We start from the raw sequence: 24,972 nt of genomic DNA, 5'->3' as shown, positions 1-24,972 counted from the left end.
TCTACTCCAGTTGCGCCGGTGAAATCTCCATAAAGTATGGAAAATCAAAGGGCTGTATTACTACGTCGTAGCCGGCGCTTTCCAGCATGGCAACGACGTAATGAACCGAGTCTTCATAGCCCGTGGTCGATGCCGCGCGCGTTTCGCCATTGGCGTCGGCGATATCCTGCAAGGCCTGTAGATGGGCCTGGATGCCGCCTACGGTAACGGCATCACGCAGGGCCGTAGTGTCGATCGGTACGGCGGCCCACCCCGTATGACTCGCGGCGATTGCCGCCGCGATGAGCGTATATTTGATTGCTTTCATTGCGTACTCCTCTGCGGATATTTCACCAAAGACGGCGCATTGAGCACTTCAGTGAGCTTCAAGCGGAACAGGTGCCAAAGGCAGGGCCACCGAGTGTAGAACATCCATTTGATACACTTGACTGCTCGGTGGGTTAAGAAAGAATAGAGCAGATTTCCGGGAACGCTCACCGCGAGAAGATCGCAGTTTGCCTGCGACGACCATGAAAAGCCGGCAAGCCGAGGCCTGTAAACGTATAATCGGGGCCGCGGCTTTGGCTGCAGGCCGGGCGGCCTGGTGGCGCAGGCACCTGATTAAACTTGACCGACCGGCACAGATAGCGGCCGGAACCTGAGAACGCAGGAGGGACAGAGAGATGTTGTCGCAACAGGAGATTGAGAAGCGCCTCGGGTTTGCCCGTGACGTGGCAGAGGATGCTGGCAAGATTGCGCTGCGCTATTTCCGCCAGCCGCTGGATGTGGAGAACAAGCTGGCCGGTGAGCAGTTTGATCCGGTGACGATTGCCGACCGCGAGGTGGAAGCCGAGATACGGCAAAAACTCGGTGCCGCTTATCCTCAAGACAGCATCATCGGGGAAGAAGAGGGTACTTCCAGGGGAAGTAACGACATCGCCTGGATTATTGATCCGATCGACGGCACCCGCGCCTTTATCAGTGGCGTGCCTGCCTGGGGAACGCTGCTCGGACTGATGGACGGCGAGCGCTGTGTCGGTGGTCTGATGCACCAGCCCTATATCGGTGAAACCTTTATAGCTGGGCCGGCCGGCGCCTTTCTGTACCACCGGGGGCAACAGACGGTACTGCGTTCGCGCCAGAATGCGACGCTCGGCGATGCCATTCTTTACTGCACCCATCCCAAGCACTTTGAGACCGAGGCGGATCTTGCCGGCTTCTACCGCGTTGCCCAGGCGAGCCGGCTGCACCGTTTTGGCGGCGACTGCTACTCGTACTGCCTGCTGGCCCAGGGACAGATCGATCTGGTTATTGAAGGGGGTCTGCAACCCTATGACATCATTCCGCTGATTCCGCTGATCGAAGCCGCCGGCGGTGTGGTGACCGACCGCAACGGCGAGCCGGCCACTCGGGGAGGGTTGATCGTCGCCGCGGCCAATGCGAAGCTCCATGCCGAGGCGCTGGCACTGCTGAATGGCTGAGGTATGGCCAGGGCTCTGATGGCAGGGCCTTGGTAATGACGAGCAGCGGCCGGGCGCTGCATGAACCCGCTATACCGAGAATTGGGAGCAGGAGACTACTGCAGTGTTTCGCGCAGCGAGTCTACGAGCGTTAACAGGGTGTCTCTTGCAGGACCCGGCGGCAGCCCCTGCAAGATGTTGCCGCGGGCATTCAGTATGGGCGCCGCGGCGCTGCGAATCTGCAACAGCTTGTCTTCACTGGCGCGAAGCCTGGCTTCGAGTGCGGCAACATTCTGTGCCGCGTTCGGCGGGACTTCTTGTCCGCGCAGCTGGACATAGCCATTGAGTACGGCAAGCACCAGCGAGAACGCCATAAAAACGTACGAAGCCTGCAGGATCCCCTGGCGCGGAGTTCCTTCACGCTTCTGCTCAGCCTGCAAAACGCCATACACCAGCAGCAGGGTAATGGCGCACAGACCAAGCACCCCAAATTCCAGCGCCTTGAGCGCGAAGTCAGCCATGGCACGTTCCCTCCTGTCCTGAACGATGTTGAGTCCGTAGGGTTAACTTTGATTTAAGGGCACCTCGCCGAACTGGGTTCGATCCGCCTCAGACTGCAAATGTATCCGCGTTGCCGGTTCGATCGATGCGGGGTCGCGAATATCCGGATTAAAGCTCCACAGGGTTGGCCAGGCCAGGCGATTGCCGAAGTGGCGTTCGGCGATTTCCTCAAAGCCTGTCGCGGCGGCGGCCACTTCACGGGCACGAAACCAGATAACCGTGCCGGCGGGAACTGCGCCGCCGAACTGGATTTCGGGGTTTAACCGGCCCAGTGCCGCGGCGTCTATGCCCCGCTCAGCCAGGCTGTGATCCCAAATAATATCGGCCGCCGAGCTCGCGCTGGTCAGCCGGGTAAAGGTTGCGGGCCTTGGGTTTATGACTACGTCGGTCTCGTCGAAATTGGCCGCGTCGCCCGCGCGCACCGTGACGGTTCCCGCCGTCGTGCCAGGCGTGAGAACGCCGCCGGGCGTTATCGTGCAACCGAGGTCCGGCGAACGGATACTGAATGTGGGTGTTGCCGGTTGTCCCTCGGTATCGACAGTGATCGTGGTGGTGTCCACGGTGGGGGGCGAACCGCCAGGCGGCGTGGGCAACGACATGCGTATTGCCGCCGGTGTGGCGGTACAGCGGCGAAAGATGGTGGGCCCCGCGTAGTCCTCGACGACTTCCTGGTTGATACCGCTGGCATTGGCACTGGTGACGGCCTTGAGCCGATTGCTGCGCTCTTCGATGGCGCGCCGGTGTGTTGTGGAGGCGACTGCGGCTGCACCGTAGGTAAGGGCCGGGAAGCTGAGGTTGCGGAAATCCTGGGTCGCCGTCAGTTCCTGGGGCAGCGTATCACTGGGGGATGGGTTTGATGCATTGGTGACAAACGGACGTGCACTGACGGAATCGGACCAGGTGACGTGATCCGGTGCGACCATCGTCCCCGAAGCGTCCAGGTCCCAGCCGGCGGTGGCCGAGTTCGGGTTGTTGACCCTGATCCGGATAGTCGTGAGCGTGCCGGAAAGATTAAGCCTTGTGCCGCGTGCGGCGGCGAACTGTTCGTTGACATGGGAGCGCTCCAGCGCGCCCTGCCCACCGGCTGGCGAGGTGAAGGTGTGCGTGAAGTCGCCGCCATAGAACCCGGAGGTGCCTCCGGGGGATACGCTTGTACTGCTAATACCGGACGGAATCGCATTGAAATTAAACGGCGCCGTTGCCGGCGTGGTGCTGGTCAGCGTGGTCCCGTCGGGCCCTGTGGCATTCTGGCTGGCCTCTATGTGGGCGCTGCCACCGGTTTGAGAGGCCGAGACGGTAATCACGCCGGTGGCGCTGTCGACTGTGGTGCCAGCCGCGATGGTCGCGTTATCGCCGACAATGGCGAGTGTCACACCCGAGGCGTTTGCGGGTCTCTTGCTGGCTGTAAATGCCAGCCCGGCAGCCGGCGGTACCGTCACCCGGGTATGATTGATAGAAACCCCGGTCAGGCCGACGAGGGCTGCTACCTGGCGAAAGAGAGCGCCGGGTGCTGCGGGGGGTCTGGCTGGGGACTGGGTAGGGGAGGGACCGAGCACCCCCTGCGAAACCCGGGTTGCGTGCTGCTCGGCAGCCTCGCTTGGTGTGCTGACCCGCAGCTCGCCGGAGGGTGTCGGCATTCCTGGTGAATGTGTCGCCGCGTGGCTCAGTTCGTGTGCGATCAGCTGCCGGCCCTGCTGCGACGCCGGATTGAAGCGGCCCTGTGCAAAGACGATCTGTCGGCCCACCGTGTAGGCATCCGCCGAAACCGCATCCGCGGACGCTTCTGCGCGCTCGCCGGTGTGGATGCGTACATCGGCAAAGTCGTGCCCCAGGCGTGCCTCCATGTCCTGGCGCACATCGGCCGGTATCGGCAGACCCTGACCGCGCAGCACTTCGTGCACAATGTCCGGTGCGATCAGGGGCCCGGTGCCGGTCGCGTGGCGGTGTAATACACCGCCACGCTGTGGACTTTTACAGGTCGCTTGCGAATGGGTGATCATGCCACCCACATCCATGCCGCCATCCTGCGAGGCGCGGGGCACTTGCGTACTTGCGTCGGGCTGGAATGGCGGGTCCTTCCTTGATCGCGGTGATGCTGCGCGCCCGGCTGTGCTGCTGGCGTGCAGGATTTCGTTCACCTGGTGGTGGTGGCGGAGGTGCTGGCGCTGAGGGAGCGCAGGCTTGATCGCGGGAGCCTGCCTGGATCCTTTCGGTGGCTGTGCGTGAGTTCGCATGGCTGAACGCCTCCCTGCCGGTTGTTCGTTGCACGCCCGGTGACATGTGTATCCGGTTGGCTGGAAATTAAAGCGTAGCTGGTCGTCCGGATTGATGCGATTGGAAGGGGGGCTGACGCAGAGGGGAGCGCTGTTTGCACAGGGCTCCAGTGTGGACCTGCGTATTTGTCCGTCACCCTACATGCTCTTTAGCCCAGAAGCGTGGGCGCAGGTGCGCGAAGGTGCTGGATTCTTCGAAGGGGAACAGGCGGGGTTCGCATTGAGCCATCTTTTTTCAAAGGAAGGCCCCATGATTGAGCATCGCTGCTGCATGTATTAATCCGCCCGGTTTTTCAGTCAGAATGCGCTTTTCCATTGCTCTGTGTCGATGAACCACCGCTCCTCGTAGATTTTTCCATCTTTGAACTTGAACAGGACTGATAGCTGGGAGCCCGCAACCTTCGCGGATTTCCACTCAACAATGGAAACCACTTCATTTTCGCCTTCAAGCTGGCGTAATCCCGTGATCTCGAAGCCTGGAGGAAGGATCTTTCCAAGATTATCCAGCGCGGAACGGAACGCCTGGCGCCCCTGCAGAACGTCAGTCTGCCCTGGCATGATGAACGTCATGCCTTCTACGTAGTCAGCGACCACGGCATCGAAATTTCCTGCGCCAACGGCCTCCCAGCCTTGCTGCACTATATTTGCCAAATTCATCGCGCTTGCCCTCTTGTTTGCAGTTTTTTTAATCATAGAAAGCCAGGGTTCGCCCAGCGTGTACTTGAGCCGTTTTTCTGGCGCTTTTTTGCCGTACAAGCGCTGTATTATCGGCCCGAGGCAACAGCGCCAAGCATCGAATTGATATTCTTTGCGATCTCGCCAAGGTGTCGCTCATCGGTACCGCAGCAGCCACCCAGAATATCCATCTGCGGATGCCTGCGTGCGACCTCACCCATCTGCCGGCCCAGTTCGAGCGGATCACCATCCTCAAGGTGCCCCAGCTTGCACAGCGCAATCTGCTCCATTCTCACCGCGTTGGGGCGAACATAGCGCAGTCGCTCAAGCCAGGGGCCCACGTCGGCGAGGGCTGGGGTGAACTCAAGAGGGTGGGCACAGTTTGTGCCGAACCAGGCCGCTGCCCCGCCGGTCTTCTCGTCGATGGCTTCAACGGCCTCGCGAAGTGACGGACCAGACCGAAGTCGTCCCTCGGTCGTAAGGGTCAGGCTAACCCCGAGCGGCATGCCAAGGGCTTCGGCCGCGCGTATGACCCCCACGGCTTCGGGGACATTGTTGAATGTCAGGGCGATCGCCATGTCGGCTTCGGTTTCTTTCAGCGTGGACATTTGCACCGAGTGATATTCCTCGGCCTGCGTAGCGGTGATCGCGCCCCCACTACCATACGCGTCCCCCCGGGGGCCGATGCAGCCGGCGATGTAGACATCCGTCACTCTGCCTTCGTACTCCGCCCGCATGTCGGCCAGAAAACGGATCACACGGTGTTGCATTTGGGCGAGCTGTTCGGGCGAGTACCCGAGCTTAGCCCCCCAGTCCGGGCTTGCCCGATAATCGTGGCCGATGATCACTAGCCCGGTATCATGAGCTTGGGCTACGTCGAAGTAGCGCCGGTACATGTTGCGGATGACTGCATCGGCCTCGGGGTTATCGAGTAACGGGAACATCGCAAACTCGGGTAGCTCGAAACCCCATTTGTAGAGGATCTCCGTCTCGGTACCGCCCTCGGTCAGATAGAATTTCCCATCAAGCCGGGGTGGGAACGTTGTCAGCATCGGGTGACCTCAAGCGTCGTCGATGAACGGGTTCGTAACCCCGAATACAGCAGGATTACTGATTCATTGGCCGCAGGCCATGGCGAGCGCCACAACATCAAGGTTAATCGCGGGTCGGATCAACACATAACCGAAACACGCCAAGAGCGGGAAACGCCTGAGTCTCTAAGGCTGCTTTCAAGGTAGGAGCAAAGCCAGCAAGCGTCAATCACTCGGTCTGGCTTCCATGCTTGGCGGGCGCAACGCTGTGTCGATCAGCGCCAGGCGGTGTTGATGTTGCCGCGCGCCTCCTGGATGCAAAGCTACAGCGGGGATTGACGACCTTTACCGGCGTTTTCGGTTTCTGCGTTATGCCCGATTTGTGGTCGGTTTAGGTCGCCAGCCGCAGGCGACACAAGTGCTTTAACTGTCATGTGAAGGGCTACGAAATTAACGGTTCAGGTCGATAAAGCCTGCTCGATACTGGACTAAACCAACCGGTACGTATATTGTGTTGCGCAGATTGAATCTGGATTTACCCTTGGCAAGGAGTCACACCTTAATGCAATTCCAACGTACCCTGGTCACCGCAGCCGTACTGGCGGCTACCTCCCTGAGCCTGCATGCCAATGCCGCCGGTTCCGGCCTGCTGAACGACGACAGCCTGACGGCGAGTTTCCGCACCTTCTACTTCAATCGCGACAAGGATTCCGCCAATGCCGATTCCGAAGCCCTGTCCCAGGCGCTGCGTCTGGATTACCAGTCAGGCTATGTCAATAACCTGATCGGCTTCGATGCCTCGCTGTTTACCGTCGGCAAGCTGTTTGGCGACAAGGGTAAAGGTGGTACGGGTCTACTGCAGAGTGAGGACGACGGCTCCCAGGGCAGTTACACCAAGTTCGGCCAGGCGCTGGTCAAGCTGAAACTGGGCCAGAATGCGGAGCTCAGGGCCGGCCGCATGGTGCTGGGTACGCCGCTGTTTAATGACTCCGATTCCCGCGCCACACCGAGCGCCACCCAGGCTGTAATGGCCTTCGGCAATTTCAATGGCGTCGATCTGTACGGCATCTGGTCGGACAAGGGAACCTCCAAAACTGAAGACGATTTCAAGTCCTACACCGATAACACGGGTAACGACTATGAAGTGGCGGTCATCGGTGGCGGCTACCGTTTTGCCAACGGTCTGGGTGTTCAGCTGGCCCACGGCGAGGCTGACAACGTGCTGCGCCAGACTTACGTCAATGCCAGCTATCCGGTGAAACTGGCCAACGACATGGCGCTTCTGCTGGACCTGCACCACTATCACGGTGAAGCCGATGGCGCTGGCGCCCTGGATACTGTCGGTGCGGATTACGAAAGTGATCTGACCAACATTGCCGCCCAGCTCAAGATCGATAACGCCAAGCTGACACTGTCTTACCAGACCGTGAATGGCGACGCGTATGAAGAGTCCTGGGATGGTTTTAATCACGATGACAACAGCCTGAATACCTGGAACTCGGTACAGCGGCTGGATTTTGACCGCGCTGAAGAGAACTCCTGGCAGGCACGCGTAGATTATGACTTCAAGGCCGTTCCCGGCTTGGCGCTCATGACCCGTTACACCCGTGGTGACAACATTGATACCGGCGGTTCAAGCGAAGGGCAGGAATGGGAACGTAACGTCGAGCTTAAATACAGCTTCCAGAGCATTGAAGGTCTGTCGCTGCGCTGGCGCAATGCCCATGTGCACTCGAGTGAAACCTACAACTCGGACGAAAACCGTCTGATCCTGAATTACACTATCGCCGTGCTGTAACCGCTCGACCTTCGAGTATTTCGGTTTCAGGCCTGTGACGCTATTACCCCGGCGTACAGGCCTTTCTTCGTTTAGAGCGCCGTGACAGGGGCCTATTGCGCATTCTTTGCCGTCCTGCCAGCCGTGCTCTCCATCGGCTGTCTTTTAAAGGGGCCTACACTTGATGCAAACATCGGGTTACGGAACCGGTCAGGACAAGGAGATCAGCCATGCCCCAGCTCAGCCCCGGCGATTATGATGCGATTCTGAATGGTATTCGTATTCACTACAGCGTACGTGGGCGCGGGCCCGCGCTGATCGCCCATTCAGGCGGGCCGGGCTGGGATGCGCGCTCGTGGGATGATTTTGCCGGGATTGATGCGTTCGCGACTGTTATCGCGCTGCACCCGCGGGGCTCGGGCCTGTCGAATGCCCCGACGAACGGGGCTTACGCGCTGGCCGATTATGCCGCCGATCTGGATGCGCTGCGCCGACACCTGGGACTGGAAAGTCCCATTATCATGGGCTGGTCGCACGGTGGCATGGTGGCCCAGCACTATGCCAGCCGATATCCTGATGGCCTGTCAAAACTTGTTCTGTACAGCACCACCGCCTGCTTCGGCGGCCGCCTGTCCGACCCGCACGCCATGCTTGCGGCCCTGGCTGCTCACCAGCGCCAGCCCTGGTTCGCCGATTCCATGGTGGCACTGCAGGACTGGTGGGCTGGCCGGTGCAATACGGATGAAGAGGCGACCCGCCTGTGGTCGCGCGTGGTGAAATTATATTTCCGTGCCCTGGATCGCAAGGCCGAGCGGTATTTGCAGCGTTGTGCCCGCTTGCCCATCCATATAGCTCCGCTGCTGACCTTTATGGGGCGCGAAGCCTCCACCATGGATCTGAGGCCCGACCTGGCCTTGCTTCGAGTTCCGACGCTGGTGCTTGCGGGCCGGCACGATGTGCTGACACCGGCGGACATGTCGGAGGATATCGCCAGGCGGGTGCCCGGGGCGCAGCTGGATATTTTTGAGCTCGCCGGTCACTTTGCCCATGTCGAGGAGCCGACGAGGTTTTACCAGGCGGTTCGCGGCTTTGTGCTCGGCGAGGCTTAGCAGCCATTCGGACCTGCCACTGCACTCGCGGAAAAGCCGCCTCAGCTTGCACCGCTATTTCCAGCCCTGGCGCCAGGTACTGTCATCCTTGAGTACCTGCCAGGGCAGGCGCTGATTGCGCCCGGTCAGCACCGCCTGCAGCTCGATTTCCAGTACCTGGCCTTCGTCATCGCGATACAGCTCTGTAACCAGAAAGTGCTTTTCCCGGTTACAGGGCTGCGTTGCTGTCCATTTTGACAGCTGCAGCTTCTGTGGATTGATGCGGTTCAAGACTTGCCTCCATGGGTAATCGGGCTGCGTTCAGTGCGGCCTGCGTTCAGTGCGGCCTGGTCAAGCAGTTGTTGTGCGGCCAGCTGGCCGCTGTGCCAGGCATCTTCTACGCGCCCCGAAAGGCACCAGTCACCACACAGGTGCAGGCCCTCTGTGGCATCGGCGAGTGCCCCCCAGGGCTGTGCTCGGGAAGGACGGGCATAGAGCCAGCGGTGGGCCTGTGCAAGTGCGGGTTCTGGCAGGGCACAGCCAAGGATGCCGGAAAGCGCGTTTTTGAGCCGTTCAACAACAGCCGCTGCGGGCAGCTCCAGGTTCTGTGCACTCCAGGCATCGCTGGCGTGCAGAATCCAGTTGTCGTGCTGGCCGTCGCGGCCGGGTTTGCTGCTGTCACGTGCCACCCAGGCCAATGCATTGTCCTCGACGAAGCAGGCTTCCACGGACGTTTGCAAGGGCTGTTCAAAGGCCAGCGCCACCGCCCAGCTGGGTTGCATGTCAACGCTGCCCGTCATGGCTGCCAGCTCCGCTGCCGTGTTCAGCAGTGCAGTGGCCTGGGGCGCGGGAATGGCCAGCACCAGATGGCTGAACGGACCGTGCTCATTGCCGTTCTGGTCGTGCAGCAGCCACTGCTGCCGGCGGCGCTGCACTTGTGTGATTCGGCATGAGATATTGATCGACAATTGCCCCAGCAGGGCGCGAGTCAGGGCGCTCATGCGTGGCGTGCCGACCCAGCGGGTCTGCGCGTCGGGGGGATGCCTTCAGCTGCCCGTCGCTGTAGCGATAGAGCGACGGTGACCAGGCCTCGACCCAGCCACTGGCCTGCCAGCACAGAACCTGGTGCAGAAAGTCCGGGTCCCGGGCCGTAAAATACTGTGCGCCCAGGTCAAGCGAGCCCACCTCGCTGCGCCGGCTCGACAGGCGCCCGCCGCTGCCGCGACTCTTGTCGAACAGGTGAATGCGGTGTCCGGCGCCATGCAGGGCTCTGGCAGCCGACAGCCCCGCCATGCCGGCACCGATAATGGCAACAGATAAACTCATGTGTGCTTCCTTGAACGGGTTTGCTGATTGGGTTCGATGCTGTGCATACGAGCAAAACACGGATTTGGTCTGTTTTGGGCCTGAATTCGTATGCTCAGCTGAGCCAGTGCTTGCCGATGGTCGTGCGCGATGCATTCAGGTCGCGGCGCTCTGTGGGTATACTGGCGGAATTTTGTGGATCGAATCGGCGCATTTGGTGCTCCGGGGTCATTTCAATCAGCGTGGCAAGCGGCTTTTGTCCGGCTTGGCATTGGAACAGGATGTGACATGAAGGATCAGGCGTTATTGCTGGTGAACCTGGGCTCGCCGGCCTCGACTGAGGTGGCGGATGTACGGCGCTACCTGAACCAGTTCCTGATGGACCCGTACGTGATCGATCTCCCCTGGCCGGTGCGCCGCTTGCTGGTATCGCTGATTCTGATCAAGCGTCCGGAGCAGTCCGCCCACGCCTATGCCTCCATCTGGTGGGACGAGGGTTCGCCGCTTGTGGTGCTGAGTCAGCGCCTGCAGAAGGCCATGGGCGAGGCCTGGCTGCATGGCCCGGTGGAGCTGGCCATGCGTTATGGAGAGCCATCGATTGAAACACAGTTGCTGAAACTGGCCGGGCAGGGGATCAAAAAGGTGACCCTGGCGCCGCTGTATCCGCAGTTTGCCGACAGCACCGTGACCACCGTGGTTGAAGAAGCCCGGCGGGTATTGCGCGAGCGCAAACTGGCCGTGCAACTGTCGATACTGGAGCCTTTTTATGATCAGCCGGAGTACCTGGATGCGCTGGTGGCGAGCGCGAAGCCCCACCTGGCGCAGGACTTTGACCATTTGCTGCTGAGCTTTCACGGCTTGCCGGAGCGCCATCTGCGCAAGCTGGATGTGACCGGCAGCCATTGCTGTGGCAGCGCCAACTGCTGCGCCACGGCGCCGGCTGAAGTGCTTGAACACTGTTATCGCGCCCAGTGCATGCACAGTGCCGACGCGTTCGCCACACAACTGGGCCTGCCTTCCGACAAGTGGTCGGTGTCGTTTCAGTCACGCCTGGGGCGGGCCAAATGGATCGAGCCCTACACCGAACAGCGCCTCGAAGCCCTGGCGGCCCAGGGTGTGAAGAAGGTGCTGGTCATGTGCCCGGCCTTTGTCGCCGACTGTATTGAAACGCTGGAGGAGATCGGCGATCGCGGTGCCGAGCTGTTCCGCGAAGCCGGTGGCGAGGAGCTGGTGCTGGTGCCCTGCCTGAATGACCATCCGGATTGGGTGACGGCCCTGAATACACTGTGCGAGCGGGCGCATGTACGGGCTTAATGTCGGCAGTGAGGGGCTGCTGTAGCTGCATTGGTGCAGGCTGCGGCCCTCAGGTTTCACATTCGCTGTTGCCAGCGGCGCTCTCCCAACGAACGTGGCACAGCGCCACATCAATCCCGCTGGATAGACAGAATTCAAGCCAGCGGCGCTGGTGATCCTGCAGGCGATCGCCCGGGCCTTTTACCTCGATAAGACGGTAAGCACCGGATGCCGGCCAGAACTGGATCAGGTCGGGCAAGCCGGAGCGATGTGCCCGCAGACCTGCCAGCAGCCTTGAAAAGCAGGCCTGCAGGTCTTGCGGCGGGATGCAGTCCAGAGCCAGGCCCAGCAGTTCGCGGGTCAGTGTCGGCCAGTGAATAAAAGGGCAGGCGACCCCCTGTTTCTGTTCCCAGGTGTCGAACATGCGTGTTCGATAGTCCCCCGTATCCAGATCCGCCAGGCAGTTGTCGAACAGGGTCTGGCGCCGGGAGACGAAATCGTCCCGATCAAGGTCCGCGGGTGCCGCATGAAACGGGTGGAAAAAGGCGCCGGGCAGCGGGGCATAGAGCGCGGGCCAGCACAGCAGGGCAAAGAGCCCGTTCAGCAGCGTATTCTCGACATAGCACACAGGGGCATCGGGCTTCGACAGGTGGGCCACGACCGCCATTTCCACCGAGCCCTGCGCAGGCATGGGCAGCACCAGCTGGATGTCGGGGATCGCGGGTGGCCGGGGTACGCGTGCAATCGCCTTGCCAAGGCGCCTTGCCAGGCGCTGGCGAATCCGCACCAGGCCCTGCTGTTCGGCCGCATCGACGGGGGCTGCCAGGGCGTTACTGACCTGGCAAAAGACCTGTTCCGCCTCGCCGTGGCGCTCTTCCAGTCGCAGGCGCCGCAGCCGGGCCTCGCGATGGGCGCTGAGGCTGTAGGCTTGGCATGCCAGCGCTGCATCACCGGCGCGCTCTGCCATGCGCCCAAGGGTGAACAGCAGGCGTGCGCGGCGCGATTCCAGCCAGGGGTTAGGCGCCTGCTCGCGGGGGACTTCGGGCCAGATATTATCCGGGGCCTCACCGGCATCCAGCCGGTCGCGGCATGCCTGCAGGTGCAAATAACTGTCCACTTCACTGCGTTGGTGAAAGGCACGTGACTGCGGCGAGAAGGGCACGTTTTCATAGCGCTGTCGCCCGAGCTCAGCCAGCACGAACTCGGACCAGTCCTGGCGCAGGTTGCCGAAAAACATCAGCCGCAGGCGCTCAAACAAGGGGCCGCAGAGCAGCGCGACAACCGTATCCGCGATCTCCGGGCACCAGAGCTTTAGCGCAGCAGGGGCCGGCGATGTATCCGCCAGCGCTGCCAGCATGGCCTGCTTGGTGGCGCTGGGTTTAAGGCCGGCCTGTGCCAGCGGAATGCGCAGCGCTCGTGTCAGCTCAGCCCGGGTCAGCAAGGCAAACAGCTGCTCCAGCGACAGTGCAGGCTGAGGGTCGACCCACCCCTGGCTGATCAGCGGTTGCAGTGCCACTGCGGCCTGGCCGATCTCCGCATAGGCCAGTTTGGATGTGCGAAACTGATCCCCCTTGCGCATGACCATTCGCACCAGCAGTGCCTGGGACGCGTCGGGCAGCGCGTCGAATTGCTGCAGCCGGGCGGCTTCCCCGGGTGTCAACAGGTCGGCATGGTGTGTGGTTACCCATTGCACGACGCTGCGAAAATTCTGCAGGTAGTAGCGCGGGTTATCGAGGCTGGCCGTTACCGGCCGGTCGAATCCTGATTCCAAGCGGTTGTCCTTCTGTCGTGCAGGCAGCTGTCACGTTTAGCGATATCCTGTACACCTGCCGGAGCGTTCTATCGAGTAGAATGCCGCAAAAGCCTTTCCAATGCCCTATACCGGTTCGCTGCATGAGTGATATTGCGCACACCTTTTCGCTGCAGCTGGTGATGCTGCTGGCGTTTACCTTTGTTGCCGCCGGTTTCGTCAAGGGACTCTGCGGTTTCGGCATGCCGCTGATCGCAATTCCCGTGGCGACTTTGCTGACCGCTGTGCCGGTGACCACTGCAATGGGCTGGTCCATGGGGGCCATAGTGGCAACCAATGTGGTTCAGGTACTGCTGGGGCGTCGACATCTGCATGTCATCCGCAGACTCTGGCCACTGTTCGGCGCCATGTTGCTGTCGATGCTGGTGTCGGTCCAGCTGCTGGCCTACTTCAGCTCACAAGTGCTGTCGATGCTGGTCGGCATGATGATACTGGTAACGGTACTGTCGCAGCTGCTGCGACCCAGGCAAGTCAGCCCGCGCTGGCAGCCCGCGTTTCTGGGTGCGAGCGGGCTGATCAGCGGTGTGCTGGGTGGAATGACGTCCTTTTTCGGCTTTCCAGCCGTGCAGGCCCTGTTGGCGATGGAGCTCGAGAAGGGGGAATTCGTGTTTGCGATCAGCCTGATGTTCCTGTCGGGCAGCTTGATCATTGGTTCGGCGCTGGGGTCTCATGGCCTGATGTCATCGGACGATCTGATGATCTCCTTCAGTTGCGTGTTGCCGGCGCTGATCGGGCTCTGGCTGGGCCGCTTTGGCCGTGAGCGACTGTCGGTGGCGGCTTTTCAACGGATCGTGCAGGTGGTCCTGCTGGGCACGGGCAGCAGCATGGTGTTGAGTGGCTGGATGCACTAACAAGGCGGCGGGCCCCGGGTATTTTCTTCAGCCGCCTTTGGCATCCGCCTTGTAGTGGTAGGCGTACTACACCACCGGGATCACCAGCAGGGTCAGCAGTGTCGAGACCAGAATACCGAATATCAGTGAGACCGACAGTCCGCTGAATATCGGGTCATCGAGGATGAAGCCCTGACCGGCACCGGCACCGGCATGGCGGCCACCGCGGGCAGTTTAGGTCGCTGCATGTTGTCGTATTGTCATTTCACCGCCTTGTAGTGGTAGGCGTAGTACACGACCGGGATCACCAGCAGCGTCAGCAGTGTCGAGACCAGAGTACCGAATATCAGTGAGACCGACAGTCCGCTGAATATCGGGTCATCGAGGATGAAGCCCTGACTGGCACCGGCACCGGCATGGCGGCCACCGCGGTCAGTTTAAGGTCGGTGCATATTGTCGTATTGTCATTTCACCGCCTTGTAGTGGTAGGCGTAGTACACCACCGGGATCACCAGCAGCGTCAGCAGTGTCGAGACCAGAATACCGAATATCAGTGAGACCGACAGTCCGCTGAATATCGTGTCATCGAGGATGAAGCCCTGACTGGCACCGGCACCGGCATGGCGGCCACCGCGGTCAGTTTAAGGTCGGTGCATATTGTCGTATTGTCATTTCACCGCCTTGTAGTGGTAGGCGTAGTACACCACCGGGATCACCAGCAGCGTCAGCAGTGTCGAGACCAGAATACCGAATATCAGTGAGACCGACAGTCCGCTGAAAATCGGGTCATCGAGGATGAAGCCCTGACTGGCACCGGCACCGGCACCGGCATGGCGGCCACCGCGGGCAGTTTAGGTCGGTGTATGTTGTCGTATTGTCATTTCACCGCCTTGTAGTGGTAGGCGTAGTACACGACCGGGATCACCAGCAGTGTCAGCAGTGTCGAGACAAGAATGCCGAATATCAGTGAGACAGACAGTCCGTTGAAAATCGGGTCATCCAGGATGAAGAAAGCGCCCAGCATGGCGGCTACCGCGGTCAGTATAATGGGGCGCGCGCGTATGAGGGTGGCATCCACCACTGCCTGCTCCAGCGGCTTGCCGTCGCGCAGCTGCTGCTGGATAAAGTCCACCAGCAGGATGGAGTTGCGCACGATAATGCCGGCCAGGGCGATCATGCCGATCATGGAGGTGGCGGTGAACTGCTTGTCCAGCAGCGCGTGGCCGGGCAGGATGCCGATCAGCGTCAGCGGGATTGGCGCCATGATGATCAGCGGCAGGCTGTAGGAGCGGAACTGGGCCACCACCAGCAGGTAGATCAGGATCAGCCCCACCGAGTAGGCCAGGCCCATGTCGCGGAAGGTCTCAAAGGTGATCTGCCATTCGCCGTCCCATTTCAGGCTCCAGGCATAGGGGTTGTCGGGCTGCCCGGTGAAAAACTGCTGCAGCGGTGCGCCCAGGATTGGTTTTTCGGCCAGTTGTGACGCTACCTCGGCCATGCCATAGAGCGGGCTGTCCAGCGGCCCGGCCATGTCGCCGGTGACAAACATCACCGGCAGCAGATCCTTATGATAGAGCGTCTGGTCGCGGTTGCTCCAGCGAAAGTCGGTGACTTCGCCAACGGGCACCAGGGCGCCGGTGGCGCTGCGCACCCGCAGTGCGCCCAGCGCATCGATGTCGGCCTTGTTGCCCTCGCTGAATTCCAGCCGTATCGGTATGGGGTATTTGCTGTTTTCACTGTGCACGTAGGAGGCATCTTCACCGTGCAGGGCGGCACTGAGCGCATTCACCACGCTACGCTGGCTGACCCCCAGGTGCGAGGCGCGCTGCCGGTCGACGGCGACAATGAGTTTGCGCTGTGGCGCCTCGATGAAGTCGTCGACATCGACAATATCGGGGGTCGCTTCCATGAGCTGGCGCACGGCCCGCGCGGCCTCGATCTGGCCACCGTAGTCCAGCCCGTAGATCTCGGCCACCAGCGGCGCCAGCACCGGCGGCCCCGGCGGCACTTCCACGATCTTGACGTTGGCGCCCAGCGCGCGGCCGATGTCCTGCAACGGGGCGCGCAGGGCGCGGGCGATGTCGTGACTCTGGCGCTGGCGCAGATGCTTGTCGACCAGGTTGACCTGAATATCACCCTGATAAGGCGCGCTGCGCAGGTAATACTGGCGCACCAGACCGTTGAAATTGATCGGCGAGGCGGTGCCGGCGTAGGTCTGGTAGTCGGTGACTTCGGGGACGGTACTTATGCGGTCCGCCAGGGCATTGAGCACCCGGTTGGTGTCTTCCAGTGGCGTGCCCTCGGGCATTTCAACCAGCACCTGAAACTCCGACTTGTTGTCGAACGGCAGCATTTTCATGACCACCCACTGCATGCCCGCCATGCCGAAGGAGCCCGCGATCAGCAGCAGCAGCGCCAGCAGCAGCAGTACCCGCGCGGCGCGGCCGCGCCTTGCCCGCAGGAACGGCTGCATCAGGTGCGCGAACAGCACCTGCAGTTTGCTGCGGGGCTGTTGGGGTTCAGGGTGCTCATGGGCGGGGGGGGCCTTCAGAAACACCCGCCGGTACAGCCAGGGCGTGAAGACAAAGGCCACCACCAGCGAAATCAGCATGCCCATGCTGGCGTTGATGGGAATCGGCGCCATGTAGGGGCCCATCAGGCCCGATACGAAGGCCATCGGCAGCAGCGCCGCAATCACCGTGAAGGTGGCAAGAATGGTCGGGCCGCCGACCTCGTCGACGGCACCGGGGATTGCCTCGGTCAGGCTCTTGCCACCGAGGTGCATGTGGCGGTGGATGTTCTCGACCACCACGATGGCATCGTCCACCAGTATGCCGATGGAAAAAATCAGTGCGAACAGCGAGACCCGGTTCAGGGTGAACCCCCAGGCCCAGGAGGCGAACAGCGTGATCGCCAGCGTGACGATGACGGCCGCACCGACCACCAGCGCCTCGCGCCGGCCCAGGGTAAGCAGCACCAGTAGCACGACCGAGGCGGTGGCGAATGCCAGCTTCTTGATCAGGGTCTGGGCCTTGTCGTTGGCGGTTGCGCCGTAATTGCGCGTTATTGTGGCCTGTACCCCGTCGGGCAGGAAGGTGCCGCGCAGCTGCGCGAAGCGAGCGATCAGCTTGTCGGCCACCTCGACCGCATTCTCGCCGGGCTTCTTGGCCACGGCGATGGTCACCGCCGGCTGGCGTGCCATGGCCGCCAGGCCCTTGTTGCTGGCGGCAGGACCGGTGCCGAACTGCACGTAGCGCGCCGGCGTATCGGCCCCATAGCGAATGTCGGCGACATCGCGCAGAAACACCGGCGCGCCCTGGTTCAGGCCGACGACCAGGTCTGCCACCTCTTGCGCATTGATCAGAAAGGTACCGGCCTGGATCTGGATTTCACGGTTGTCCGCCACGGCGCGTCCGGCATCGCTGGAGGTGTTGGCCGCCAGCAGGGCGTGGCGCAGGTTGTCGATATCAATGCCGTGTCCGGCCAGGCGCTGCGGATCCAGCAGCACGTGCACCACGCGGTCGGGGCTGCCGATGGTGTCGATGTCGCGGGTGCCGGGCACGCGCTGCAGTTCCGCCTCGATGGCGTGGGCAATGCGGGACAGTTCATAGGCGCCGATGGCCGGGTCTTCGCTCCACAGGGTACCGGCGACGATCGGCACATCGTCGATGCCCTTGGGCTTGATCAGTGGCTGGCCGATACCGCTGTTGGGCGGCAGCCAGTCGCTGTTGGAATAGAAGGCGTTGTAAAGGCGCAGGATGGTATCGCTGCGTTTTTCGCCGACCTCGAACTGTACCGTCAGTACCGCCATGCCGGGCTGCGAGGCCGAATAGATGTGATCGACACCGGCCAGTTCCGACAGGATCTGCTCGGCCGGCGTGCTCACCAGCTGTTCCACCTCCTTGGCGGAGGCACCGGGAAAGGCAATGAAGACATTGGCAAAGGTAACGTCGATCTGCGGTTCTTCCTCGCGCGGCGTGACCAGCACGGCGAACAGGCCCAGCAGCAGACCGACCAGCGCCAGCAGCGGCGTTATTTCGGTGGTCAGAAAACGCCGGGCAACGGCGCCGGATATTCCCAGTCGTCTCGGCTCGCTCATGGGGTTACCGCGGTATTGAGGGCTGACTGCTGTTTCAGTGCGATGCCCGCGGCTATGGGTTCCAGCGCCACGCGCTCGCCGGCCACGAGCCCGGCCAGCACCGCAAGCTGGCCATCGGCGCGGGCGGTGCCGATGCGCAGCTGGCGAAACTCGATACGGTTGTCAGGGTGCACCACATAGGCAGCGGTGACTTCACTGCGCTGTACCACCGCGCTGGGCGGCAGCAGCAGTGCCTGTTCGCTGCCGCGCTTGAAGGCCACCTTCACCAGGGTGCCGGGGAACAGGCCGTGGTCGCCTTCCGGTAGGGTCACCTTGACCTGGAAACTGTGGGTCTTCGGATCCGCGGCCGGGGGAATGCGGACTTCGCTCGCCACCAGCTGTCCGCCACCGGGCAGGATAACGCGGGCCTGGCGATGTTCGCGCAGCGGGCCGATCAGGCTCTGTGGCACATCGACCAGCGCCCGCAGGTGCTCCAGCGACAACCCGGTCATCAGCGGCGTGCCAAGCGTGGCCATTTCACCGAGCTGGATATGCCGCTCTTCGACGATGCCGCTGTAGGGCGCGCGCACAACCATGTGCTCCAGGCGCTCTTTGGCCTGGTTGAGTACCGCCTGGGCCGCGTTTACCCGGGCCTTTGCTGAGGCATAGGCGGCGGTGGCGCTGTCCATCTGCGCTTTGGCAATCAGTTTGCGGGCATAGATGTCGCTGATCCGCTCGTAATCCTGGCGGGCCTCGTTGAGGCGGGCCTGGGCTTCGTGCAGGTTTGCCTCGGCGCTGCGTACCTGCTCCTGCTGTTCGGTGTCACGAAAGCGGACGATGACGTCGCCCTTCTGCACGTAGTCGTTCACATCAAAGGGCAGTTCGACGACTCGCGCATTGGTTTCGGCGGCCACGGTGGAGCGGTTGACGGCTTCCAGGCTGCCATCGAGCAGGGTTTCCCGATCGATGGTCTGCAACTGTGCGGTCATGGTCGCAAGCTGGGGTGCGCCGGGTGCCGGGTCGTCTGCAGCCGAGGCCAGCACGGCCGTCGCGGCCAGCACCCATCCGATAATCCGTTTCAAACGATGCATGAATGTCCTCCGGTCACACCAGCCTGGCGGGCCTTTGTGCCGCAAATCCGTATCAGGTCCGACCGGCTGTCAGGCTCAGTGGCTCTTGAACGCGGGTCCCGCGCTGAAGCCGAGCCATGCCAGTGCCCGTGCCAGCGGGCAGAAACCCGTGAATGAGGCCTGCAGCATGTTGGCGCCGACAAAGGCGGTGACCCAGAGCCAGTAAACCGAGTGTAGCTGCGAAAGCAGCAACGAGAGCAGGATAAAGCTGCCTGCCAGGCGGAAAATCAGGACGTCGATGTTGGTGGATGAAGTCATGGTGTCTCTCCTGCATGTGAGGCTGCTTAACAGTACTGTTCGTGCAGCAGTTCAATAATCTTCAGTGCCAGCCCGTTGGCGATACGGTAATGGATACTCTGGCTTTCGCGCCGGGTTTCCACCAGGCCATCGCGACGCAGCACTGACAGATGCTGCGACAGCGCCGACTGACTCAGTTGCACGCGGGCATTGAGTTCGCTGACCGACAGCTCGCCTTCGCTGAGCAGGCACAGAATCATCAATCGGTGTGGGTTGGCCAGTGCGCGCAGAAGCTGCGCGGCCGGTTCGATATGCTGGCCAATGCGAGACGGATCAGGGCGGCTTGGCGTGGCCGGGTTTCCTGCGCTGCGTGTACTGTTCATAGCGAACTCACATTGGTTTTTATTTACATATAATATTTCTAATTTAGTATAGTTGAATGTATCGAGTTGCACGCGGTTTGACAACGGTGCGCGCGAGTCGAAAGTCTCAGGACTGATCTGGATCAAGGAAGCGGGACGGTTTGCGGCTCAGACTGGCCGGGACCGGAATATTACAGGGTCACAAGCACTTAACGGAGCGATCATGCTGGAGATTTTTACCTACCTGGCCGATGTACTGGTGTACAACCTGGCCGGGTTGGATCCGTCGTTAAAAATCGCGGATGCACTGCATTTCTTTATTGAAGATACCACCAAGATCTTTGCGCTGTTGCTGTTGATGATCTATCTCATTGCGCTGGTTCGTGCCTCACTCAGGGTAGAGCAGATACGGCAGTGGCTGGGTGGACGCAATCGTGGGGCGGGTTATCTGCTGGGGTCATTTTCAGGCGCCGTCACACCCTTTTGTTCCTGCTCCAGTATCCCGCTGTTTCTGGGCTTCACGTCGGCGGGAATACCCATTGGCATCACCATGTCGTTTTTGCTCACATCGCCGCTGATCAATGAGGTGGCGGTTGTGCTGCTGGGCACCTTGCTGGGATGGAAATTTACGCTGCTGTATATCATCGTGGGCATGGCCGTTGGCATTCTGGGCGGCGCGGTGCTCGATCTGATCCGGGCTGAGCGGCTGCTGCAGCCCTTTGCGGCGAAAGCCTATCTACGAGCGGACCAGGCGGGAGTCACGGCTGAGCCGCTTCGCCTCACGCTGTTCGAGCGTCATCAATTTGCACTGGGTGAACTGCGCGATATTTTCACTCGAGTATGGAAATGGGTCATCATCGGTGTGGGTCTGGGGGCGGCACTGCACGGCTTTGTGCCCGAAGGCTGGTTTGAGCAGCACCTGGGGCAAGGGCAGTGGTGGTCCGTACCGGCGGCAGTGGTGCTTGGCATTCCCCTGTATTCCAACGCCACCGGCGTGATACCGGTCATGGAGAGCCTGATCACGAAAGGTTTGCCGATCGGAACCACACTGGCATTCTGCATGAGTACAGTCGCAGCCAGCTTTCCGGAATTCATACTGCTCAAGCAGGTCATGCAGTGGCGTCTGCTGGCGGTGCTTTTTGCGCTGCTGCTGGCCGCTTTCACGCTGGTGGGCTGGACCTTCAACCTGCTGGCCCCGTTTATTCTCTGACGACAGGCGTACAACGATGAAAACGTTCAAGGTACTGGGTTCGGGCTGCAGCAAATGTCAAAAGACGGCCTCCTTCATCGAAAAGGTCGCCGCGGACATGGGGGTCGAGGTGCGTGTTATCAAGGAAACCGACCCCATGGTGATCATGCAATATGGCGTCATGAGCACACCTGCGGTTGTGGCAGATGAAAAGCTGGTACATAGCGGATCCATCCCCTTGCGTGGCGCGATTGAAGGCTGGCTGGCCGCCTGACCGGGCGGCGGGACTCCGCTGACAGCAGGGTTGAAAGACGATGCTGTCACGGTCCCGCGTGTCCTTTGTCGTTCGTGATAGTAGGATAGGCAGGTTCGCTGAACCGGTGGCGGTGCCGGGCTCGGTGCTGATCCGTTTCCATCCTGACAAAGGCACAGTATTCCATGCAGTATTCCGCTAGCCCGGCTCCTTTTTGGGCACGGCTATTCAATGTGGTGGCGGTTGTCTGCCTTGTGGTGATCGCCAGCCCCGGCTGGGCCCAGTCGCGTGCGGTTGAAGGCGCCAGTACCCGGGCGCCTATTATCGTCGGCGGCGACCATTACCATCCCCCGTACGAGTTTCTCGACCAGGACGGCCAGCCGGCCGGGTACAACGTGGAGCTGACCCGTGCCATCGCCGAGGTGATGGGGCTCGAGGTGAATATCGTGCTGGGCGAGTGGGCCGATATGCGACAAGGCCTGGAGGACGGCCAGATCGATATCCTGCAGGGTATGTCCTATTCGCAGGAACGGACACAAGTCTTTGATTTCTCGCCACCCCACGCCATCGTGCACCAGTCGATATTCGCCCGCCGCGGTGATCCGGTGGTGGGTGTTGACGGGCTGCGTGGCAGGGAGGTGATCGTCCAGAACAAAGACATCATGCACGAGTACCTGCTGGCCCATCAGGTCGGTGCGCACTTTGTCACCACTGATACCCATGCCGATGCGCTGCGCCTGCTGGCGTCGGGCAAGCACGACTATGCACTGGTGGCGAACCTGCCGGCGCTCTATCTGAGCCAGCAACTGGGGCTGAGCAATATTGTGCCGGTGGCCAATCCGTTTTCGCTGCGTTACGGCTATGCGGTAAAAAAGGGCAATTCGGACCTGCTCGCCAAGTTCAGCGAGGGGTTGGCGATTCTCAAGAACACCGGCCGCCATCAGGCCATCTACGACAAATGGCTGGGGCCGCTGGAAGAGACCAGCAGCATTCCCTGGAAAAAAATCGGCCTGGTCGGGGCCGCAGCGTCGGCCGTCCTGCTGCTGATTCTCGGGGGCATCGTGGTCTGGAATCGCATGCTCAAGCGGGAAGTCGCCAGCCGGACCGACGAGCTGCGCCAGCAACAGCTGCAGCTGATCCAGGCCGACAAGATGACCTCGCTGGGCATTTTGGTGTCCGGCGTGGCCCATGAGATCAACAATCCCTGCAGCTTCCTGCTGTTCAACCTGCCGATCGTGCATGATGCCTGTCGGGACTCGCGCGAGATCCTGGAGGCGCATTACCAGGCGCACGGCGATTTCGAGTACGGCGGGCTGGCGTATTCGCGGATGCGGGACGAGATCCCGCTGATACTCGACGGCATGCATGAAGGGGCCCAGCGCATTCGGCGCATCGTCGGCGACCTCAAGGATTTCGCCCGCCAGGGCGATGCCGAGCTGAACGAGTCGCTGGATCTTAACGAGGTCGTGACCAAGGCGGTCCGCCTGGTCGACAAGTCGATCCATAGCGCCACCGACCGGTTCGAGACGGAGTTCGCGCCTGCCCTGCCTGCGGTCAGGGGCAACAGCCAGCGCATCGAGCAGGTGGTGATCAACCTGATCCTCAACGCCTGCCAGGCGCTGGACGGCCCCGGGCAGGGGATCTTCCTGCGCACCTATCAGGCCCCGGCCGCCAACCGCGTGATACTGGAGGTTCGAGACCAGGGCCGGGGGATCGATCCGGCCTCGAAGTCCCGGCTCACCGATCCCTTCTTCACCACCCGGCGCGAAAGCGGCGGCACCGGACTGGGGCTGTCCGTTTCCGCGGGCATCGTGCATGAGCATGGCGGCACCCTGACGTTCGATTCCAGCCCGGGGCAGGGGACCTGCGTCACGCTCTCGCTGCCGGCATTGGCCGCGAGTGGGTCCGATACCGTATTATCGGATCGGCCGGCTGCAGGCTGAATTTCGCCGCCTGCCGTTACCGCCCGTAAAAGATGCTTGGAAGTAGCTCCTGATGACCACAACCCTCTATCCCTCTTTCGGCCTGTTGCTGGTCGATGACGAACCGATTTTTCTGCACAGCCTGAGCCTCACGCTGGAGCGTTCCTGTGGTATCACCCATGTGCACCGCTGCGAGGACAGCCGGGACGTGATGGCGGTACTGGCCCAGGAGAATATCGGCCTGGTCACGCTCGACCTGACCATGCCGCACCTGTCCGGGGAGGCGCTGCTCAGCCAGATCGTGGAAGAGCACCCGGAGGTCGGTGTCATCGTCATCAGCGGTTTGAACCAGGTGGAAACCGCCGTCAACTGCATCAAGCTCGGGGCTTTTGACTATTTCGTCAAGACCGATGAACAGGACCGGCTGATCGACGGCATTCGGCGCGCCATTGAGCTGCAGGAACTGCGGCATGAAAACCAGGCGCTGCGCCGGCGCGTGCTGTGTGACAGGCTGGAACAGCCGGAAGCCTTTGCGTCGATCGTGACCGGGGACAAGGGCATGCGTTCGGCGTTCAAGTACCTGGAGTCGGTCTCTGTGAGCCGGCAGCCGATCCTGATCAGCGGTGAAAGCGGCGTGGGCAAGGAACTGATTGCCCGAGCAGCCCATCACTTGAGCGGGCGCAAGGGGCCACTGGTCTGCGTCAACGTGGCGGGGCTGGACGATAACGTCTTTGCCGATACCCTGTTCGGTCATCAACGCGGTGCCTTCACCGGGGCGGATTGCGCGCGTGCAGGCATGATCGAACAGGCGGCCGAAGGGACGCTGTTCCTCGACGAGATCGGTGATCTGAGTCCGGCGTCCCAGGTGAAACTGCTGCGGCTGTTGCAGGAAGGCGAATACTATCCGCTGGGCAGCGACCGTCCCAAGCGGATGCGTGCCCGCATCCTGGTCGCAACCCATCAGGATCTGGCGCAGAAGCAGGCGGCTGGGGAGTTCCGCAAGGATCTTTACTACCGGCTGCGAACCCACCAGGTGCATATACCGCCGTTGCGTCAGCGCAGGGGCGACATAGTGCTGTTACTGGATCATTTCCTGGCCGAGGCCGCGGCCGAACTGGGCAAGCACAAGCCGACGATACCGCGGGAGCTGCCCGTGCTGCTTGCCAATTTCGCCTTTCCGGGCAATGTGCGCGAGCTGCGCGCGATGGTGTTCGACGCCATGAGCGTGCACCGCTCGCGGATGCTGTCGATGGAGGTGTTCAAGCGCGCCATTGATCAGAATCAAACGGGCCTGAGTCATGAGCCGGTGCAAGGACAGTCTGTTTTCGTCGCCGACGAGCCGTTGCCGGCGCTGCACGACGTGGCCGACCTGCTGGTGGAGGAGGCGATGCGCCGTGCCGAGGGCAATCAGTCCATCGCATCGCGGCTGCTGGGTGTCTCGCAGCCGGCATTGAGCAAGCGCCTGAAGAAGCTGTCAACTGGCGACTGAACCCCTATAACCTGCGCATTTCCTATAACCTCGAAAGAATTCACATAACACTTTGATTAGTAAGTGCTTATTGTTTTTTTGTGAAATTCCGGTGTATTTGGTTATACCCCTTCGATATTAAACTCGATCTCCTCGTTCGTTCTTTAGTTATTTAAAAACAAAGAGTTAGTCGGTGTCCGTGAGGCTGGCACACTGCTTGCTCTATTCAATTGGACGGCTACCCGCCTGTG

22 protein-coding genes are annotated in these 24,972 nt (G+C 61.3%); 9 read left to right on the top strand and 13 right to left on the bottom strand.

Translation table 11 applies throughout. The annotated features are described in order from the left end of the window. Position 1: 1 nt before the first annotated feature. Positions 2-307 carry a zinc-binding metallopeptidase family protein gene (locus F451_RS27065; protein WP_020680206.1) on the bottom strand — a complete coding sequence of 102 codons (306 nt, stop codon included), beginning with the start codon at positions 305-307 and terminating at the stop codon, positions 2-4. 355 nt (positions 308-662) lie between these two features. On the opposite strand from F451_RS27065, the gene hisN reads away from it, so the two are divergent. Beyond that, entirely contained in the window at positions 663-1,460 is a 798-nt protein-coding gene (hisN, locus tag F451_RS0104760; protein WP_020680205.1) for a histidinol-phosphatase, read from the top strand. Between the two features lie 95 nt (positions 1,461-1,555). On the opposite strand, the gene F451_RS0104755 is transcribed toward hisN, so the two are convergent. From F451_RS0104755 to F451_RS0104735, 4 genes are all read right to left on the bottom strand, one after another. Further along, entirely contained in the window at positions 1,556-1,960 is a 405-nt protein-coding gene (locus tag F451_RS0104755) for a hypothetical protein (RefSeq protein WP_020680204.1), read from the bottom strand. 42 nt (positions 1,961-2,002) lie between these two features. Further along, a complete protein-coding gene (locus F451_RS26585; RefSeq protein ID WP_020680203.1) occupies positions 2,003-4,015 on the bottom strand; it encodes an eCIS core domain-containing protein in 2,013 nt (670 codons plus the stop codon). Positions 4,016-4,570: 555 nt separating this feature from the next. Then, a complete protein-coding gene (locus tag F451_RS0104740) occupies positions 4,571-5,029 on the bottom strand; it encodes a nuclear transport factor 2 family protein (RefSeq protein WP_205623961.1) in 459 nt (152 codons plus the stop codon). A gap of 8 nt (positions 5,030-5,037) precedes the next feature. Then, the gene (locus F451_RS0104735) at positions 5,038-6,000 is read right to left on the bottom strand and encodes a homocysteine S-methyltransferase family protein (RefSeq protein ID WP_020680200.1); all 963 of its coding nucleotides are present in this window, start codon (positions 5,998-6,000) and stop codon (positions 5,038-5,040) included. Positions 6,001-6,541: 541 nt separating this feature from the next. Here F451_RS0104735 and F451_RS0104730 point away from each other — a divergent pair. Together F451_RS0104730 and F451_RS0104725 are read left to right on the top strand one after the other, a co-directional pair. Continuing rightward, entirely contained in the window at positions 6,542-7,777 is a 1,236-nt protein-coding gene (locus F451_RS0104730) for an OprD family outer membrane porin (RefSeq protein ID WP_020680199.1), read from the top strand. Between the two features lie 209 nt (positions 7,778-7,986). Next, positions 7,987-8,865, top strand: coding sequence for an alpha/beta fold hydrolase (locus F451_RS0104725; RefSeq protein WP_020680198.1), 879 nt, complete (start codon positions 7,987-7,989; stop codon positions 8,863-8,865). A gap of 54 nt (positions 8,866-8,919) precedes the next feature. Here the strand turns inward: F451_RS0104725 and F451_RS0104720 are convergent, their stop codons facing one another. The 3 genes from F451_RS0104720 to F451_RS28200 are packed head-to-tail and all read right to left on the bottom strand — an operon-like array spanning position 8,920 to position 10,170. Further along, positions 8,920-9,135 (bottom strand): TIGR02450 family Trp-rich protein, encoded by a 216-nt coding sequence (locus F451_RS0104720; protein ID WP_020680197.1) that lies wholly within the window; start codon positions 9,133-9,135, stop codon positions 8,920-8,922. After that, complete coding sequence (locus tag F451_RS24820) at positions 9,132-9,845, bottom strand: NAD(P)/FAD-dependent oxidoreductase (RefSeq protein WP_205623960.1); 714 nt, start codon at positions 9,843-9,845, stop codon at positions 9,132-9,134. Before F451_RS24820 ends, F451_RS0104720 begins: the two co-directional genes overlap by 4 nt. After that, positions 9,730-10,170 carry an FAD-dependent oxidoreductase gene (locus tag F451_RS28200; protein ID WP_205623959.1) on the bottom strand — a complete coding sequence of 147 codons (441 nt, stop codon included), beginning with the start codon at positions 10,168-10,170 and terminating at the stop codon, positions 9,730-9,732. Before F451_RS28200 ends, F451_RS24820 begins: the two co-directional genes overlap by 116 nt. Before the next feature lie 267 nt (positions 10,171-10,437). Here F451_RS28200 and hemH point away from each other — a divergent pair, with 267 nt between their 5' ends. Then, positions 10,438-11,463 (top strand): ferrochelatase, encoded by a 1,026-nt coding sequence (gene hemH / locus F451_RS0104705; protein WP_020680195.1) that lies wholly within the window; start codon positions 10,438-10,440, stop codon positions 11,461-11,463. A 49-nt stretch (positions 11,464-11,512) separates the two neighbouring features. Here hemH and F451_RS0104700 read toward each other — a convergent pair whose 3' ends face one another. Next, complete coding sequence (locus F451_RS0104700; protein WP_020680194.1) at positions 11,513-13,213, bottom strand: VRR-NUC domain-containing protein; 1,701 nt, start codon at positions 13,211-13,213, stop codon at positions 11,513-11,515. Positions 13,214-13,335: 122 nt separating this feature from the next. On the opposite strand from F451_RS0104700, the gene F451_RS0104695 reads away from it, so the two are divergent. Then, positions 13,336-14,103: a sulfite exporter TauE/SafE family protein gene (locus F451_RS0104695; protein ID WP_020680193.1), complete on the top strand. Its 768-nt coding sequence runs from the start codon at positions 13,336-13,338 to the stop codon at positions 14,101-14,103. Between the two features lie 856 nt (positions 14,104-14,959). On the opposite strand, the gene F451_RS0104690 is transcribed toward F451_RS0104695, so the two are convergent. The 4 genes from F451_RS0104690 to F451_RS0104675 form a co-directional block, all read right to left on the bottom strand. Beyond that, positions 14,960-18,181: an efflux RND transporter permease subunit gene (locus F451_RS0104690; RefSeq protein WP_020680192.1), complete on the bottom strand. Its 3,222-nt coding sequence runs from the start codon at positions 18,179-18,181 to the stop codon at positions 14,960-14,962. Continuing rightward, positions 18,178-19,251, bottom strand: coding sequence for an efflux RND transporter periplasmic adaptor subunit (locus F451_RS0104685; protein WP_020680191.1), 1,074 nt, complete (start codon positions 19,249-19,251; stop codon positions 18,178-18,180). The genes F451_RS0104690 and F451_RS0104685 overlap by 4 nt, the downstream gene beginning before the upstream one ends. 75 nt (positions 19,252-19,326) lie before the next feature. Continuing rightward, positions 19,327-19,548: a YgaP family membrane protein gene (locus F451_RS0104680; RefSeq protein ID WP_020680190.1), complete on the bottom strand. Its 222-nt coding sequence runs from the start codon at positions 19,546-19,548 to the stop codon at positions 19,327-19,329. A 26-nt stretch (positions 19,549-19,574) separates the two neighbouring features. After that, complete coding sequence (locus F451_RS0104675) at positions 19,575-19,910, bottom strand: ArsR/SmtB family transcription factor (protein WP_020680189.1); 336 nt, start codon at positions 19,908-19,910, stop codon at positions 19,575-19,577. Positions 19,911-20,112: 202 nt separating this feature from the next. On the opposite strand from F451_RS0104675, the gene F451_RS0104670 reads away from it, so the two are divergent. From F451_RS0104670 to F451_RS0104655, 4 genes are all read left to right on the top strand, one after another. Further along, the gene (locus F451_RS0104670; RefSeq protein ID WP_020680188.1) at positions 20,113-21,099 is read left to right on the top strand and encodes a permease; all 987 of its coding nucleotides are present in this window, start codon (positions 20,113-20,115) and stop codon (positions 21,097-21,099) included. 16 nt (positions 21,100-21,115) lie between these two features. Then, complete coding sequence (locus F451_RS0104665) at positions 21,116-21,352, top strand: thioredoxin family protein (RefSeq protein ID WP_020680187.1); 237 nt, start codon at positions 21,116-21,118, stop codon at positions 21,350-21,352. A 164-nt stretch (positions 21,353-21,516) separates the two neighbouring features. Then, complete coding sequence (locus F451_RS0104660) at positions 21,517-23,274, top strand: transporter substrate-binding domain-containing protein (RefSeq protein ID WP_020680186.1); 1,758 nt, start codon at positions 21,517-21,519, stop codon at positions 23,272-23,274. Positions 23,275-23,326: 52 nt separating this feature from the next. Continuing rightward, the gene (locus F451_RS0104655; protein ID WP_020680185.1) at positions 23,327-24,742 is read left to right on the top strand and encodes a sigma-54-dependent transcriptional regulator; all 1,416 of its coding nucleotides are present in this window, start codon (positions 23,327-23,329) and stop codon (positions 24,740-24,742) included. The last annotated feature ends 230 nt before the right edge of the window (positions 24,743-24,972 follow it).

The sequence above is a fragment of the Marinobacterium rhizophilum DSM 18822 genome (assembly GCF_000378045.1).
Taxonomy (GTDB): domain Bacteria; phylum Pseudomonadota; class Gammaproteobacteria; order Pseudomonadales; family Balneatricaceae; genus Marinobacterium_A; species Marinobacterium_A rhizophilum.
Note: the sequence above shows the minus strand (reverse complement) of the source record. Positions and strands in the feature narration are given on the sequence as shown.